12 protein-coding genes are annotated in these 17,095 nt (G+C 62.2%); 8 read left to right on the top strand and 4 right to left on the bottom strand.

Annotation, left to right across the window (positions count from 1 at the left end):
- The first annotated feature begins 40 nt into the window (after positions 1–40).
- The 3 genes from OH764_RS24310 to OH764_RS24300 all read left to right on the top strand — a co-directional run bounded on the left by OH764_RS24310 (position 41) and on the right by OH764_RS24300 (position 5,463).
- Positions 41–1,705: an alpha-amylase family protein gene (locus tag OH764_RS24310; RefSeq protein WP_498851157.1), complete on the top strand. Its 1,665-nt coding sequence runs from the start codon at positions 41–43 to the stop codon at positions 1,703–1,705.
- A 92-nt stretch (positions 1,706–1,797) separates the two neighbouring features.
- Positions 1,798–3,114, top strand: coding sequence for a PQQ-dependent sugar dehydrogenase (locus OH764_RS24305; protein ID WP_498851274.1), 1,317 nt, complete (start codon positions 1,798–1,800; stop codon positions 3,112–3,114).
- 162 nt (positions 3,115–3,276) lie between these two features.
- Positions 3,277–5,463: a DNA-binding protein gene (locus OH764_RS24300; protein WP_498851156.1), complete on the top strand. Its 2,187-nt coding sequence runs from the start codon at positions 3,277–3,279 to the stop codon at positions 5,461–5,463.
- A gap of 30 nt (positions 5,464–5,493) precedes the next feature.
- On the opposite strand, the gene OH764_RS24295 is transcribed toward OH764_RS24300, so the two are convergent.
- The 3 genes from OH764_RS24295 to OH764_RS24285 form a co-directional block, all read right to left on the bottom strand.
- Complete coding sequence (locus OH764_RS24295; protein ID WP_498851155.1) at positions 5,494–5,802, bottom strand: hypothetical protein; 309 nt, start codon at positions 5,800–5,802, stop codon at positions 5,494–5,496.
- Positions 5,803–5,931: 129 nt separating this feature from the next.
- Positions 5,932–6,708, bottom strand: a complete 777-nt coding sequence (locus OH764_RS24290; RefSeq protein WP_498851154.1) for an endonuclease/exonuclease/phosphatase family protein — start codon at positions 6,706–6,708, stop codon at positions 5,932–5,934.
- A complete protein-coding gene (locus OH764_RS24285; RefSeq protein WP_498851153.1) occupies positions 6,705–8,915 on the bottom strand; it encodes a VTT domain-containing protein in 2,211 nt (736 codons plus the stop codon). The genes OH764_RS24290 and OH764_RS24285 overlap by 4 nt, the downstream gene beginning before the upstream one ends.
- A gap of 693 nt (positions 8,916–9,608) precedes the next feature.
- On the opposite strand from OH764_RS24285, the gene OH764_RS24280 reads away from it, so the two are divergent.
- From OH764_RS24280 to OH764_RS24260, 5 genes are read left to right on the top strand one after another with little or no spacing between them, the layout of a single operon-like run.
- On the top strand, positions 9,609–12,173 hold the full coding sequence (locus tag OH764_RS24280; protein ID WP_498851152.1) for a type VI secretion system Vgr family protein: 2,565 nt from the start codon (positions 9,609–9,611) through the stop codon (positions 12,171–12,173).
- A gap of 21 nt (positions 12,174–12,194) precedes the next feature.
- On the top strand, positions 12,195–14,588 hold the full coding sequence (locus tag OH764_RS24275) for a M23 family metallopeptidase (RefSeq protein ID WP_498851151.1): 2,394 nt from the start codon (positions 12,195–12,197) through the stop codon (positions 14,586–14,588).
- Positions 14,578–15,210, top strand: a complete 633-nt coding sequence (locus OH764_RS24270) for a hypothetical protein (RefSeq protein ID WP_498851150.1) — start codon at positions 14,578–14,580, stop codon at positions 15,208–15,210. Before OH764_RS24275 ends, OH764_RS24270 begins: the two co-directional genes overlap by 11 nt.
- Entirely contained in the window at positions 15,207–15,458 is a 252-nt protein-coding gene (locus OH764_RS24265) for a PAAR domain-containing protein (RefSeq protein ID WP_498851149.1), read from the top strand. Before OH764_RS24270 ends, OH764_RS24265 begins: the two co-directional genes overlap by 4 nt.
- 26 nt (positions 15,459–15,484) lie before the next feature.
- Positions 15,485–15,679 carry a PAAR domain-containing protein gene (locus OH764_RS24260; protein WP_498851273.1) on the top strand — a complete coding sequence of 65 codons (195 nt, stop codon included), beginning with the start codon at positions 15,485–15,487 and terminating at the stop codon, positions 15,677–15,679.
- A 126-nt stretch (positions 15,680–15,805) separates the two neighbouring features.
- Here the strand turns inward: OH764_RS24260 and OH764_RS24255 are convergent, their stop codons facing one another.
- The gene (locus tag OH764_RS24255) at positions 15,806–17,074 is read right to left on the bottom strand and encodes an IS256 family transposase (protein ID WP_408968216.1); all 1,269 of its coding nucleotides are present in this window, start codon (positions 17,072–17,074) and stop codon (positions 15,806–15,808) included.
- Between the last annotated feature and the right edge of the window lie 21 nt (positions 17,075–17,095).

The raw sequence follows: 17,095 nt of genomic DNA, 5'->3' as shown, positions 1-17,095 counted from the left end.
CCCTCAACGATCGATTGTTTTGGTGCCACGCAAAGACCGCATGCTCAACGATCTCTGGTACAAGAACGCCATCGTCTATTGCCTTTCGGTGGGCACGTTCATGGACGCGAACGGCGACGGCGTCGGCGACTTCAAGGGCCTTCTGCGCCGGCTCGACTACCTGCAAGGGCTCGGTGTCACGACGATCTGGCTGATGCCTTTCCAGCCTTCGCCGGGCCGCGACAATGGCTACGACATCTCCGACTATTACAACGTCGATCCGAAATACGGCACGCTTGGCGACTTTTCCGAGTTCACGCATGCGTGCCGCGAGCGCGGCTTGCGCGTGATGATCGACCTCGTGGTCAATCACACGTCCGATCAGCACCCCTGGTTCCGGGAAGCACGGAGCGATCCCGATTCGCAGTATCGCGACTGGTATGTCTGGTCCGACAAGCAGCCGCCGAATGCGAAAGACGGCGTGGTGTTTCCCGGCGTGCAGAAATCGACGTGGACTTTCGACAAGCAGGCGAAGCGCTGGTATTTCCATCGCTTCTACGAATTCCAGCCTGACCTGAATACCGCTAATCCGTACGTGCGAGCCGAATTGCTGAAGATCATGGGCTTCTGGATTCAGCTCGGCGTGTCGGGATTCCGCATGGACGCCGTGCCCTTCGTCATCGCCACGAAAGGCCCGAAGGTGCGCCAGCCCGTCGAGCAATACGACATGTTGCGTGAGTTTCGCGAGTTCCTGCAATGGCGTCAGGGCGACGCGATCATTCTCGCGGAAGCCAACGTGCTGCCAGATACCGATCTTGAGTATTTTGGCGACGAAGGCGAACGCCTGCAGATGATGTTCAATTTCCAGCTCAATCAGAACACGTTCTATGCGCTCGCGACTGGCGACACCGCACCGTTGAAAAAGGCGCTCACGGCGACCAGACCGCGCCCGGCGACCGCGCAGTGGGGCGTGTTCCTGCGCAATCACGACGAACTCGATCTCGGCCGCCTCACGCCCGAACAGCGCGAGGCCGTGTTTGCGGCGTTCGCGCCCGAGCCCGACATGCAACTGTACGAGCGCGGCATCCGCCGCAGACTCGCGCCGATGCTCGCGGGCGACAGGCGCCGGCTCGAGCTCGCCTACAGCCTGATGCTCACCTTGCCCGGCACGCCCGTTTTCCGTTACGGCGACGAAATCGGCATGGGCGACGATTTGCGGCTACCCGAGCGCGAATGCGCGCGCACGCCAATGCAATGGTCGACGGAGCCTGAAGGCGGCTTCACCAAGCATGCGAAGCCGCCTTGCCGCGTGATAACCGGCGGCGCTTACGGCTTCGAGCGTGTGAATGTGGCGAGCCAGCGGCGCGATCCCAACTCGTTTCTAAACTGGATGGAACGCATGATTCGCATGCGCCGCGAGGTGCCCGAAATCAGTTGGGGCGACTTCGACGTGCTGCGCACGTCGCGAAGCGACGTACTTGCGCTTCGTTTCGACTGGCGCAACAACTCGGTTCTGTGCCTGCACAACTTCGGCGCTGAGGCCTGCACGGTGAAATTCCGCTCTGGCTGCAACGAGCCGGGCCAGAACCGGCTCATCAACCTTCTTTCCGACGACCACAGCGAAGAGCAGGACGACGGCCGGCACGCGGTCGTACTCGAACCGTATGGCTACCGATGGTATCGGGTCGGCGGGCTCGATTATCTGTTGAGGCGCAGCGAAATCTAGACACAGTTACGGAGTCCGCAATATGCAAGGCGAATGCAATGAATAACCACGACGCCGCATGTAGCCAGGCGCACCTGAGCAGGTCTGCCGGGATGCTCACGTGGAGTCTCTCGCTGACTCTCACTTTAAGTCTCGCGGCATGTGCGTCCGGTGCGGGCGATATCGGCGACACCGGGCTGGGTCCGCATCCGCCACTGCCCGCGCCGCAAACGTCGCTGTTTCCGACGGTGAACATCGCGCCCATTCAGGCGCGCGACAGCCAAAGCGTGCCCGTTGCGCCGCAAGGCTTCAAGGTGACGGCGTTCGCGGGCGGGCTCGACCATCCGCGGTGGGTGTATCCGCTGCCGAACGGCGATCTGCTGGTCGCCGAGAGCAATGCGCCGGCTCAGCACGATGAGGATGAGGGCATTGTCGGCTGGATCCGCAAACAGGTGATGAAGCAGGTGATGAAGCGCGCGGGCGCGGGCGTGCCGAGCCCCGACCGGATCGTGCTGCTGCACGGCCAGGGCGACAGCGCACAAAGCCGCTATGTGTTTCTGTCGGGCCTTCACTCGCCGTTCGGCATGGCGCTCGTCGGCGACTACCTTTACGTCGCCGATACCGACGCGCTGCTGCGCTTTCCGTACCATGCCGGCGACACGCACATCACTGCGGCGCCCGAGAAGATAGCCGAACTGCCGGCGGGGCCGATCAATCATCATTGGACCAAGAATGTCGTGGCGAGCCGCGACGGACAGCGCCTGTATATCACGGTCGGCTCGAATAGCAACGTCGCTGAGAACGGCATTCAGGCCGAAGAGGGCCGAGCGCTCATCCTCGAATTGACGCTTGCGAGCGGGCGCTCGCGCGTGTTCGCGTCTGGTCTTCGCAATCCGAACGGGATGGACTGGCAACCCGATAGCGGCGCATTGTGGGCCGCCGTCAACGAGCGCGACGAGCTGGGCGACGACCTCGTGCCCGACTACATGACCGCGGTGAAAGACGGCGGCTTCTACGGATTTCCCTATAGCTACTATGGGCAACATGTCGATACGCGCGTGAAGGAGCAGCGACCGGACAAGGTGGCGAGCGCGCTCACGCCGGACTATGCGCTCGGCAACCACACCGCGTCGCTCGGACTGGCGTTCTATACCGGCAGGAGTTTTCCTCGGCAATACTGGGGCGGCGCATTTGTCGGCCAGCATGGGTCATGGAACCGCAAGCAGCATAGCGGCTATAAGGTTATTTTCGTGCCGTTCGCGGACGGACGGCCAGCAGGGATGCCGGAGACTTTTCTAAGCGGCTTTCTGAGCGCGGACGGGCATGCGTTGGGGCGGCCGGTCGGCGTGGCCGTCGACAAGGCGGGCGCGTTGTATGTCGCCGACGACGTGGGTAACGTCGTCTGGAAAGTCGTTTATAGCGGCAACTGACGATGAACCGCGAATGCAATACGGCCGCGCCGCGTTCCAGGGGGCGGGCCGCCTCCAAGCGTCCCGCCGTGGCCTGCCGGAATTGCCCGGTAAAATACCGCGCACTACCGACGGCGCGGAAGGTCTGATCTCCGCCTGCTTACTTTGAATTTCGAGGCGTTCATGTCCATGGAAACAGACACCGTCACCGATGAACGGGTGGCTCACATTGCAGACCGCATGGTTGGCGAAGGCAGGAAAGTTTCGGCGCTGGCGGTCTGGACAGAGGTGCGCAGCGGCTCGATCGTCGCCGTGTCCGAGGCTCTCGAGCGTTGGCGTGCAGCGCGGCAACCCGCGCCAGAGGCGCCTGTCGCGGCCGGCTTGCCGGAAGATGTTGCCCAGACGATGCTGAATGCCGCGGGCAACGTGTGGGCGAGCGCCCGCGAGGAAGCCGAGCGCGTCGTCAATCAGCGTCTTGCCGCAGCAAGCGAGCACGCCGGTGCGATTGCCGCGGAGCGTGACGAGGCGCTAGTCGAATATCAGAACACGCTGGCCGAAGCCGAGTTGGCGCGCGAGCGCGTTGCGACGCTCACGAACGCGCTGAGCATCTCGGAAGACGCGGTGAATCGCCTCGCGACCGAACTGTCGGCGTTACGGGACCGGGCGAAAGCCGCTGAGGAGCGCGTCGCCGAACTCGAGGACCGCACCGCGGAGGCGGAAGCGCGCGTGGCCCAGACCGAGGAGCGCGAAGCGGCGGCCGAGGCGCGCGTCGCAGAGGCCGAGCAGCGTGCGGCGACCGCGGAGGCGCGTGTTGTGGAGGCCGAGGAGCGGGCTTCGACCGCGGAGGCGCGGGTAGCACAGGCCGAGGAGCGGGCGTCGACTGCGGAGCTGCGGGTTGTAGAGGCCGAGGAGCGGTCTTCGAATGCAGAGGCGCAGGTCGCCCAGGCCGAACAGCGGGCAGCGGACGCCGAACGGCGCATCACGGAAGTAGAAGAGCGAGCGGCGGCAGCGGAGGCGCGTGTTGCACAGGCAGACGAGCTGGCGGCCATGGCGGAGACGCGCGTCGCGCAAGCCGAGGAGCGCGCAACGACCGCGCAAGCGCGCGTGGCGGAGGCTGACGAACGCGCATTAGCGGCGCAAGCGGGCATCGCGCAGGCCGAGGAACGCGCCTCGGCAGCAGAGGCGCGCATTGCAGAGGCAGAGGAACGTGCAGCCGGTGCGGCGGCGCGAGCTGCAGAAGCCGAAGAGCGTGCGTCGACAGCGCAAGCGCGCATTGCCCATGCCGAAGAAAGCGCCGAGGAACACGCTTCGGCGGCGCAAGCACGCATTGCAGAGACGGAAGAACGCGCGTCGGCAGCGCAAGCCAGGCTGCAAGCCGCCGAAACATCTCTGGACGAAGAACGTCAGGCGCGCGAAGCGTTGAGCAGCGCTACCGTCGCTAAGGACGTGGAGATCGCGCGTCTTATTGAAGAGCGCGATGCCGCGCGCCACGAGGCGGCCACGCTGAGTGAAGCCGGCCAGACACACGCGCGCGAAGTGCAGAAATGGGCGGACGAATCTAGTGCGGCGTCGTCGCGTGCGCAGGACGCCGCGTTACAGGCGAGCGAAAGCCTCGCGCAGCTTGCGGCGCTGCAGACCGAACTGGATCAGGCGCGCGCCGAGCTAGCGGCACACCGCGAGGCGAACTCGGCTCACGGCGACGAAGCAGCCGCCCAGCGCGCCGAGGTCGAACGTGTGCAGCAGGAACTCGATGCCGCCCGCGAACAGCTCGTCGCCATGAGCGAAGCCAATGCGACCGCGACGGCGGAGACCGGCCGGCTCGCAGAGCAGGCATCGTCGGCGGCGAGCCGCGCAGAGGCCGCCGAACAGCGCGTCGCCGACCTCGAGCGCCAGCTTGCCGAACTCGAAACAGCACATGCGCAACGACTGGAACAGGCGCAGCAACACCCCCTGTCGCCGGATAGCGCGTCGCCGGAGAGCCCGTCGCCGGTTTCCGAATCGAAGGAAGCGGTAATGGCCGACGAAATCGCGTCGCTACGCCGTCAGATGTCCACTCAGGCGAAGGCGCACGAGAAGGCGTACAGCGAACTCCATACGCTGGCCGAGCAGTGGGTCGCGCACGCCAAGGAACTCAAGCAGCGGCTCAGCGCGACGAATCAGAAGGTGACCTTCCTCGACGCGCGCAGCGCGGCGGAGGTCGCGCTTCTACGGCGGCTGTCGTCCGAGCTTGAACGCCTGAAGCCGGATCACGATCTGGTGTCGCGCGACGCGCAGCAAAAGCTCATCAGCGCGACGCTCGCTGAGCGCCTCGAACAGAAGGGCTATCGGTACGATCCGGCAACCGCGGTCATATCGAAGATCGAGGCCTGACGCTTCGGGGCGTCAGGCAGCACTGCGTGCTTATAACGGCTTGGGCGGCGACCCGTCGTCGTCGATGCTGTGACTGCCCGCGCCCGGCGGCGAGGTCGTGTCGCGCAGTTGCGTCTCTTCTGGATTTTTCGGCACGACCTTGTCGGCGTCGGCTTCGTCGATTGCGTTGAGCTGATTGCCGCCGGGCGTGCGCGGCGTGCCCGGCGCCGGCGTCGGGACCGCTCGTGGCTGAGCCGGCCCCGGCCCCGACAACCCCTCTTGCGAAGGCGTGTTCGGCGAGGGCGGCGTGGCGGGGTCGTTGTTCGAAGAAGAGGAAGAAGCGTCCTGGTGGTCGGTCATGGGGTCATCTCCTTGGCTGGGGTCGTTCCGAACGGCGCGCGAACGACATTTGCGTGCAATGCGTACCGCAGACGCAGCACGCGCCGTTCCATCGGCCTCGCCTGCAACCGTTGCGATCGGCGGACCGGCTCAGCGCAACACGCGCGCGACGAGCGGCAGATGATCCGACGCGATTCGCGCGGGCTTGCTCCGATCCACCTCGATATCGACGAGACGCGCGGCCGGATGCACCCACACGCGGTCCAGTGCAAAAGTCGGAAAGCGCGAAGGAAACGTGCGCGGCGCGGCCACCCGGCCGAAGCGCGTGAGAAGCGCGCGCAACGGCCATCCCCAAACGAACCATTCATTCAGATCGCCGAGCAGGATGACGGGGAGATCGGGCGTATCGAAGGCTTCCAGCAGCAGCCGCACCTGCGCCCGGCGTTCGCGGGCCGACAGGCCCAGATGTGTCGCGACAATGCGCATCACGCCATGGCCCGTTTCTATGTCGACGTCGAGGGCGCCGCGCGCTTCGCGGCTGCCGAACGACAGGTCCAGCGTGCGCACGGCTCGTACCGGGAGATTCGTCAGCACCGCGTTGCCGAAGCGCCGGTCGGGACCGTCGAGCGTCGGCCCCGGTACCGCGTGCATGCCCGTCAGATCCTGCAGTTCGCGCAGCACGTCGATGCTCGCCGCGCCGCCGAGCGGCACTTCCTGCAACGCGACCACATCGGCTTTCAGAGCTGTGATCACTTGCGCGATCCGGGCCGCCGAGCGTTTGCCGTCCGTGCCCACGGCTCCGTGAATGTTGTACGTGGCGATGCGCAGCGGCTCGCCCGCATCGCTCGAATGTGCTGGCATCGTTCGCACACGCGGCGCCGGCTGCGCTTCGTCGAGCGTCACTGTATCGTTCGCGCGGCCGCTCATTGGCGCCTCATCAGCACGCGCCGCAGGACAAGCGACATCGAAACGAGCGCGACGCCGATCGCGGCGACGAGCAGCAGAGAAAGCGGCGTCGGATGTGTGAGCGCCGTGACTAGTTGACGGGCGAACGAAGTCGCGAGCACTACGCCTGGCGCCATCCCGATCGCAGTGCCCGCCATGAAGTCCCAGAAGCGGATATGCGATGCGCCCGCCGCGAGATTCACGATGGAAAACGGCGCCACCGGCACGAGCCGCAGCAGGATCATTGCGACGAGCCCTTTGCTGCGCAGCCGTTCGCTGAGCTGATTCAGGCGTTCGCCAGCCAGTTCGCGCACGGCGTCGCGACCGAGCCAGGCGCCCGCAGCCCAGCCCGCCGCTGCAGCGATCAGCGTCCCGGCGAGCGCGTAGGCGGCCCCGGCTATCGCGCCGAACACCAGCCCGGTAACGGCGATCAGCAACGTGACCGGCACCGACAGCAGAGCGGCCACTGCGTACATCGCGACTACCGCAATCGGACCGAAATGCGTTGCGGCGAGCCGTTGTGCGTCGGCCGTCAGCTTGGCGAAGGTCAATTCATGACCGAACGGCGTGAAGCGCCACGCAATCGTCAGCGCGACGACGCCGAGTGCGAGCGCGCCGAGCACCAGCAGCTTCGCAATGACGGGACGACGCGTGGGCTCGGGCAGGAATTGCGCGAGCAGTTCATTGGCCTCGATCGGCGCTTCGGGATCGAGAACGTGAACCCGATCGGCGATGTCGCGCAGTTCGGGCGGCACCTCCGGCGTCAACGGGACAAGCGTGCGCGCCGAATGTCCTTTCAGGCTCGCGATGGCCGCGTTCAGACGCCCATGACGCGCGAGCGCCCGCTCCACGTCTGCCTCGCTTGAATCGAGATGTTCGGCGAGCAACCGGTTGCGAATGCGTGCAATCGCTGCTTGCCTGAGCGGATTGTCGCGCGCGTCGATCACGATGCAGCACTCGGAGTCGAGCACCATCGACCGGTTGTTCAGATTGGCACTGCCAATCACCAGCAAACGGTCGTCGGCGATCATGATCTTGCTGTGCACGTTGATGAACCGGCCGTTCGGGGCATCGACGGCCGGCGCATACATGGCATAGCGGCCGTTGCGGTCCGCGGCCTCAAGCAGCTTGTGCAGACGCGCACGCAGAACGCCCATTGTCGCTTCCTGGAGCCAGCCGCTTTGCCGGTAAGGGCAGACGACCGCAAGGTCGGGGCCGTTCTCTTCCGCGATGCGTTTTTGCAGCGCCGAGCCGACCGAATTCGCCGTGAAATACTGATTCTCGACATAGATATTGCGGCGCGCGGCGGCCACGGTAGCGAGATGCAACGCCTTCACTTGCTGGATCGCGGGTCTGCCGTCGTACGCAGGCTCGGTGAGCGAAATGCCCAGGTCGATATCGGTGAAATCGGGTTCGATGCGCGACGGCCACAAATCGGTTCGCGGCGGCGGCTTGCCGTTGAACGGCCGGCCGGCCTTGTCGCTGCGGCGCGAGCGGCGCCAGCGTTCGCGGGCCAGATGCGCGATGGCGGCGGCAGCGGGGCCGTCGAACATCAGTTGCGCGTCGTGCATCGGCTCGTAGCTCGTCTTGCCGAGATTTTTGCGCAGCGGGTCGTCGGGCCGATGTTCGGGCGTGTCCCAACGCGAACCGGTGAGGTCGATGCCGCCGGTGAACGCGAGGCTGTCGTCGATCACGACGATTTTCTGATGATGCGACGCACCCAGCGGATGACGTCCGTCCAGCCGGAACCAGAGGCGCCGATGCGCGTGCCACGCGGGCTTGTAGGATGGGAGCCATTCGCGCTCAAATGCATATAGCATCGCGAAATCCCAGCCGAGCAGATAGATGCGCAACTGCGGATTCGCGTCGAGCACGGCGCACAGGAACTCGGAGAGCTTGGGCGGAAAACCGTCGTCGACGCCGCCGGGGACGAGTTCGATGCGGCTGTCAATATCCCATCCCAGGATGAAAATGGAATGACGTGCGCGCGGAATCATCTCGCGCAACACCGCGTAGTAGGAGGCGGCGTCGATCAACACGCTCGCGCGATGCGCCTTCAGAATCCATTCGCAGGTCGAGCGGGTGTCCATCACCTCGCCGTTCGGGACGGCGGGCGCCGCGTCGGCGGTGTCTCGCGACGGCGACGGCGCATCCAGCAGATCGGATTCTATCGGGTCAGGTTCACTCATGGTGGTCCGTGCGACTGTCACTGGGTATATGCGGATGCAAGTGGCATTCCACGGCGAGGCGGACGCTGCTGTCAGCCGTTTTCGCTTGTCAGCCGGGGCGCGGGTTGTAGTTGCGCTTTGTACGGTTTGAAATTTTGGCGGCGGTGGGCGCTGTTTTTTCAGTCGCAAGGCTCCTAGCGTTTTGCGCTGGAGCGGTGCGCGATGTTTCGCGGGTCGTGTAGCGGACGTTGATGTCGATCAGTCTTGCGTGGCGTCAGATTTTCGGACGATGCCGTGGCGAATTTTCTGAATTTGCAGGGGTGCTTGGCTTCAGCGTGCGGATGGGATCGGATCTGTTCTAGAGTGGTTCGGGCGCGAATGGGTGAGCGGCTGCGTCCATACGTCGTTTTTAATGGGCGAGCGTTTGGATTGATGTTCCTTCTGGTGGTGGCTGCTAACCGACCGGTAAAGGGCTGGTATCGATTCAAACATGCAAAGGCGAGCCCTCACTGAAAAAGGGGTGCCTCGTGGAGGCATTTAGTAGGATTCCAAACTGTCCGGAAAGCCAGCGGCATATGAAACATAACTTTGGAGGGGGCTAACAATGTCGTGGCTTATCCAGCCGCGTACGCCGGACACGACCGGCGATGCGTGGACGCAATGGGCGGGCAGGCCGCTTCCCACGGTTCCCCGACCCGCTGAAGCGAGGCACGCATGACCCGGTGGACGACGCAAACGCGCACCCTCACGTTCAGCGGTGCCGCGCTTCCCGAAATCATCGGCGTCGATTACCGCAGCCGGCAATGCATCGAAACCCGGGAGCCGATGCTGACGGTCCGCAGTCTGCGGGGACGCGAGGCGGTGGGCGAGCTGTTCGAATACGTCGTGGAAACCGAGGTCGAAAACCCGGACTTCCTGCAGGACCCGGCGAGTGCCGCGCAGCTCGACCTGGCGAAGATCGTCGGCACATCGGGCACCGTCGCGATCCAGGTTACGGGCATCGGCACCTTCCGCGCCGGCGCGACAGGCGATGCCGGGCGCGTGAACGTCGGTGCCGATACCCGCCATATCAATGGCGAAATCGTTTCAGCGCGCATCCGGTGCGTTGAGGACCGCGCGGCGGTGTTCGACTTCGTGCTGCGCCCGTTCGTGTGGCGGGCGACGCTGAACTGCGATTCGCGCATCTTCCACGGTACCGTGATCGAGGTGCTTGAACAGGTGCTGCAACCCTACGAGGGCACCGTCGAGTGGCGCATTGGCGGAATGTGGCCCGGCAGGGGCAGGGCTTGTCCCGCGCGCGACATGCTCCGGCAGGCGTGGGAGTCGGACTGGCAATTTGTGTCCCGTTTAATGGAAGAGTTCGGACTCTTCTACTGGTGGGAACACCGGGACGACTATCATTCGCTTGTCATCTCCGACCTGCTGGGTGGTTTCCGTCCGCATGGCTTGGCCTATGAAACGCTTCGCTATCACACCGGCGGCCGCATTGACGAGGAACACATCAGTGAACTGTCGATCGCCTACACGCTGACGCCGGGCAAGGCGACGGTCAACGACCATAACTACGCACAGCCGCGGCTGGCAAAAAGTCTTGTGCCAAACCGCGAGACCTATGAGGACGCGCGCGGTACCGCGAGCCAGCGCATTGAGCTGTACGAGCCCGCTGACTTTGCCCAGCCCGAGGCGCGACGCACGTCTGCCCATCCGAACGACGAGCAGATCGAAGGCCAGCACCTTGCGCGGGTCAAGCTCGAAGCGCGGCGCTGCCAAGGTTTGCGGGCAACCGGCAGGGGGCACCTCCAGGCCCTTCAGCCGGGCCGCACGTTCACGCTTGCGGGCTATCCGCAGGAGCGCGCGAACCGCGAATACATCGTGCTGCGCTGTGATCTGGACATCACTGAAGTCGGCACGTCATCCGGTGCATGGCGTCAATACACCGTCAACACGGAGTTCGAACTGCAACCGTCGAACGAGTATTTCCGGTTGCCGCAGATCACGCCCCGGCCGCGCATCGACGGCTATGAATATGCGGTGGTGGTCGCGCCGCAGGACAAGGAAATGTTCATCGACCACCGGAACCGGCTGCGCATCCAGTTTGACTGGGACCGGCGGGCGAATCTCGATGGCGCGAGTTCGATCTGGGTACGCGTCATGACGCAATGGCAGGGCGGCGAGCTGGGCGTCGTCGCCCCCGGCCGCGCCGGTCAGATGGTGCTGGTCGCGCACGTGCACGGCGATCCTGACCGGCCCGTTGTCGCGGGATTCGTGGTGGACAGATTCAACATGCCGCCGTGGGAACTGCCGGCCAATGCGGCACTGAGCGGCATCCGGAGTAAGAGCCTCGAGTACGGTCTGCGCTCCAACCACCTCGCGCTGGACGATACACCCGGCAGGATGCAGGCGCAGCTTGCGAGCGACCAGGCGAATTCGCGGTTTGTGGCGGGGTTCAACACCCGTATCGACGGCACAAAGGGGCGCACCGAGGCACGCGGTGAGGGGATCGAGGTGGCCACCGATGCGCATGCGGTGATGCGCGCTAACAGAGGCATGTTACTGACGACGGAAGCGCGCGCGGGTGCGAGTGCGCCGGTGAAGGACATGGGCGAGACGGTGGCGCGGCTCACGCAGGCGCGGCAGCAGCACGAGGAGCTGTCACGGCTGGCGCTTCAGCACAACGCGCAGACGATGGACGCCAGCCAGGGCGATGCGGCCAGCACCATCAAGGCGCATAACGAAGCGATCCGGGGTGGACAGAAGACGGAGGAGAATCCATCGCCCGAAATGACGCGGCCGGACGTCGTGATGGCGAGTGCAGCGGGTATTGCGACAACCGCGGCCGACAGCACGCACATGGCAAGCGTGAACGATCACGCGATCACGGCGGGACGCGATTACAGCCTGTCGGCGGGGCGCTCGTATCACGTGTCGGTACGCGGCGCGGTGTCGCTGTTTGCCTATCAGGACGGCATGAAGTTCTACGCCGCTAAAGGTGCGGTGCAGTTGCAGGCCCAGAGCGGCGGGATGGCGTTGGCGGCGCTCAGGGACATCACGATCAGCAGCACCGACGGCAGGATCGTCATTCATGCTGCAAAGGAAGTCTGGATTGGCGCGGGCGGCTCATACATCCAGATCAACGGCAGCGGGATCGTCAACGGGTCGCCGGGGCCGATTCTGGAGAGAGGCGCGTCGTGGGATGTTCCGGGGCCGGACGCCCAGTTAAGGAACTTTCCGCCTTTCGGTTCGGGCACGCCTACCGATGACTACATCCATTCGCTGTGACCTTCCCCTCCTGACAGACTCATGATTATCAGCCCTCCCTTTCTTTCAGCCGCCCATCCGCAGCAGAACGATGCAATGCCCACAGCGGATGCGGGCAACACGGTCGTGCCCGACGGTGACGTATGCACGGCCAGCATGCTGGAATGCGCACCGGGCAATGGCGCCTATCCGGTCAGCTTCAACCTCGGCTGGCATGGTGGCGCGCACCTGAGAGCACCAACAGAAGGCGGCGATGCGCTTCCTGTGCGAGCCATCGCGGATGGCAGGATCGTGTACGTGCGCAAAACCGACACGACCCACAAGCCAACGCTCCAGTACCGCAACGCGCGTACAGACGACGGGTGCGTGGTGATCCGCCACGACACCGAGATCGGTGAAGGCGAGAGCGCGAAAATCACGTATTACTCCGTGTACCTGCACCTGCAGCAGGTGATGCCGACGCTCGCAGCCGGCAACCGGATCTACCGCAAGGATGTGGTCGGCACACCCGGCCAGATATTCGGACAGTACCCGCAGATTCACTTCGAGATCATCTGCAGCGAGGCGAACCTGAAAAAGATGATCGGCCGTGCGCCGGCGCCGCTTGGCAATACTCCGGCGCGCAGGGATGCGGTGTGCGGCGACATGTGGTTCTTCGTTCCTCGCGGCGCGAAACTCTTTGCCAGTGAGCCGCATCCGTTCCGTGATGATGACAGCGCGCCCCCTGTCGCGACATTGCAGCCGCAATCGCCTCTTGTCGCGGCCGGGACCAGTTGCGACCTTGTCATCCGCATGCACTATGAGAAGGACTGCACGCTGACAACCTACCGGCAGAATGCGGACCTGAGCTGGTCTGTCTACGGTGCAATGCCTGCGGAGAGGGACGCCGAATATAACTTGTACAAACGGGCCACCGCCCTGAACGGCCGCTATATCGACAGCAGTCTCGCGAGCCTGGCAGCGGGTATGCCAGTGCCATCGCCGAGTGCCATCTTCGAGATGATCCGTTTCGGGCGCTGCATCAACGACCAACTTCCCGCCGGCGCGCGCTTCAATCACTGGCGGAAAGTGAAGACACCGGACGGTGACGGCTGGATCAACCTGTCGAAAGCCGGCGTGCGGGTCTATAGCGATGCTGATTTCCCTGAGTGGGCTGGGTGGAGTTTCATTAACGATGACCCCACGCCCGACAGCCTGTGCGATTCGCCTACGGTCAAACGCTGGCTGGACGGCAATCATGCAGGACACGTGACTCATGCCGATGCCGTGACTGCGCTGGGCACTGATGCGATCCGGCAGCGCATGGCGCGTGCGATTTGCAAGTTTCCATCGGAGTGGAGTCGCGACGGACTGGAGGCGCGATACAACTGGCTTAAGAGTCCACATGAGGCATTGACCAATCCGTTAGCGGACGAAGCTTTCACGAAGCTGATCGATCATGCGCGCGATCTGGCGTTCCGGGAGGACGTCAGCGATCCGGATTTTCCGCATGCCAATGAGGTCTGGCATTTCCCGCCGACGGCGTTTGTGCGGCATTTCAGGACGTGCGGATGGTTTAGCGCAGCCGAGTTTAAGCAGTTTGTCCCTCGACAGGTCTTGCGTGAAGGTCCTCATCATGCTGTCTATTATGAGAATGTTGATTGGACGGTCCCTCGACAATCTTTAATACGCGTGCATGGACCGTCACTAAACAAAATGCTCCGGAAATATTCAATTAATTCTCCAGAGAGAGTTTCGACTTTTTTTGGCAATGCCATGCAGGAAACAATTTGGCTCAGCGCTTTGCATGAAAACAACCCGCAAATGTGGTACTTCCCATGGGACGGAAGAGGATTTCTCCAGCTCACGCACCCAGAGAATTATTTCGGTTATTGGGACTTCAAAGGAACCGGAGATCAAATTTCTACGGAAACTCGGCGCAGAATTTTGCAGGCACATTCGATGGCGAACTCGCATCGTCCTCAAGCGCAACAATACAACTCGGACAGTGTTAATGGAGCTACTCCGCTAGTGATTCAATATCGAAATCAAGTTGGAGATCACGATATAAATTACGATTTGATAGCTCCAGCGGACAGTGCTGGTTTTTACTGGTCCAAGATGGGTATGGCACGTTATGCCGATCAAAGTGTCAGATTGGAACGAAGAACAGTCTCAGCAACGCCTCCTCCCAATCCTCACCATCCGGGAAATGGTGCGACATCAGTAACAAAAATTTATTACCACAGCGGCAGCTTTCGAGATGCATCGGCGATCGTGAATCTTCCTGCCGCAGTCGGACATCCGAATCATCCTTTCAATGGATATGTAGCGCGTTGCGTGGGATTTGGACAGGTTCTGGCGGTAACAAGTGAATGCTTATTTCCTGACGGGCACGGCACTCTGCTGGACTTTCCTGAAGGCTATCAACCTAGACGGGATCAAAATGATACGTAAGTTGGCGATTTGCGCATTTTTGGCGGCTGCAATTGCACCTTGCACGGCCAGACCTCCGGATACGCCCCATTCCGCATTAAAAGTGCAGGTCCAGTCATGCAATTTCTTGCTTACCGATGCGTTGCATGGTTCTATAAGGAAGCCTAGCCAGGAAAATAATTTTGAGTCTGGTGGTTATTCTGCAACGATATCCGTCTTTGGTTCGGAAAAATCTTTCGGTTTTAATTTTTCATGCCATTCAAAATTTAAAAATGTAAACGAAATTGCCGAAAACTATGGTGGGCATTTTGAGCCTGTGAAAAATAAATGGGTTCCACTCTTTCCCGGCGCTTCTGCTGACGGAATTTTGCGGCTAAGAAAAGTGACAAAAATATTTTCACTTGATTCAAAGAACGGCCACGGATTCTACATGATTCAGGATGAGACGGTTGGGGAGCCAGATCGACGCGTACGACATTTCTCGTACTGTCTGTTTCACGAAACAAAAGCTATCTGCGGGCTTGGTGACGTAAAGCGACTTGCCGATGCCAAAAGTGACATGCTTCCTTATGCACTTCGAATTCTTAAAAGCGTCGAGTTTACCGATGCGCCCGCTGAAACCAGTAAAAATGCCAATCCATGATCGACCTAATCCGGCTCAATGACACGACTGACCGCGGAGGCGAAGTCGTCACCGCCTCCGACAGGATGCAATATGGCGGACGCCGCGTCGCCCGCAGGGGTGACCATGTGACTTCTCCGCAGCATCGCGATGTGCAACCCAATGTCATCATCGAAGGTGACGAAAGATCACCGACGACGGCGTACCGGTTGCCCGGCAGGGCCCACCATGCCACCTGCGGATGCAGCTTCATTCCCAGCCTTGTGTAGCTGGCGCGTCTACGCCACAGAAATGAATACGAAGCGACACAAGCAGTGTTACGGTCAACGGCCGGGCCGTCGCTCGTATAGGCAACCTGACGAGTTGCGGTGCGGTTATCGTTACTGGCTCGTCCTGTACGTTTGGCGGTGAGGGCGTCGCGCGCAAGGGCGATACCACCAGCCACGGCGGTACCTTGTTCGAAGGCGACGATACCCGGTTGCTTGACTGAAGATGCTGGACTGAGGGCGCGCATGGACGATGCATGCGACAGCCGCCGAAAAGCAATCAACCGCGCCGCACGTTACCAAACCGGGAGGTGTCAGGAATTTTGTGTGCTGAGGTCGGTTAAAAAATCTCAGCTCATGGCGGCGGTGAATCGCTCGCCGAACAGAATGGCGAACTGATTGACAGCTTGCCGCCAGGTGATAGGCGGCATCTTCCAATCCTTTTCGATGTTGCGCAAGGCCAGATACAGCAGTTTGCTGGCGGCTTCGTCGCTGGGGAAGTGGCCGCGATTCTTGACGATTTTGCGCAACTGCATGTGCATGCTCTCGATGGCGTTGGTCGTATAAACGATTCGACGCACCTCGGGGGGATAGGCGAAGAAGGGAATCACCTGTTCCCATTGGCGTTGCCACATGGCCGCGACGGTAGGGAATTTGCGGCCCCATTCGCTTTGCGCAAAGGCGTCGAGCGCCACTGCCGCCGCCTCGGCCGAGGCGGCCTGATAGACCGGCTTGAGCGCAGCCGCCAACGGCTTGCGGTCCTTCCAGCTCGCCAGATTCAGCGAATTGCGGATCAGATGCACGATGCAGGTCTGAATCTGGGCGGCCGGATAGACCGCTTCGATCGCCTCCGGGAAGCCGCGCAAACCGTCAACCACCGCGATCAGGATGTCGTGCAGGCCACGGTTCTTCAGTTCGTTGAAGACCTTCAGCCAGAACTTGGCTCCCTCGGTTTGCTCGATCCACAAACCCAGCACTTCCTTGCGGCCGTCGGCGCGAATGCCCAGCGCGAGATACACCGCCTTGTTCCTGACCGTGCCTTCGTCGCGGATCTTCAGCCGAAGTGCGTCGAAATACACGATCGGATACATCGCCTCAAGCGGGCGTTGCTGCCACTGTTCGACCTCGGCCAGCACTTCATCGGTGACAGTCGAAATCAGATCGGGCGACACCTGCAGGCCATACAGTTCCAGCAAATGGCCCTGGATCTCGCGCACGCTCATGCCGCGCGCGTACATGCTGATGACGTGATCGTCGAAGCCCGGCAGCCGGCGTTGATACTTGCCGACCAGTTGCGGCTCGAACGTTGCCTGCCGATCACGCGGGATATCCAGATTCAGTTCGCCGTTGGGCGTGATGACCGTCTTATGGCTCGTGCCGTTGCGGTGGTTGCCGGCCTTGCCTTGCTCAACCTCGTTCTCCAGGTGATGCGTGAGCTCCGCCGCCAGCATGCGCTCAGCCAGTTGCTTCTTCAGTTGCCCGGCCAGGCCCGATTCGCCGAGAACCGACTCCGCATCCTTGTTTTGAATCTGCGCCAGCAGTTGATCGATCAGTTCATCGGGAAACAGCTTCGGCGCCTTCGGGTTCTTGATCTTCTTAGTCACAGTTGCTTCGGTCATAGGACGTTGTTTCCGTTATCG

Source organism: Burkholderia sp. M6-3 (genome assembly GCF_050858985.1).
In the GTDB taxonomy this organism is placed as follows: Bacteria; Pseudomonadota; Gammaproteobacteria; order Burkholderiales; family Burkholderiaceae; genus Paraburkholderia; species Paraburkholderia caledonica.
This window is presented reverse-complemented; position numbering and strand designations above follow the sequence as displayed.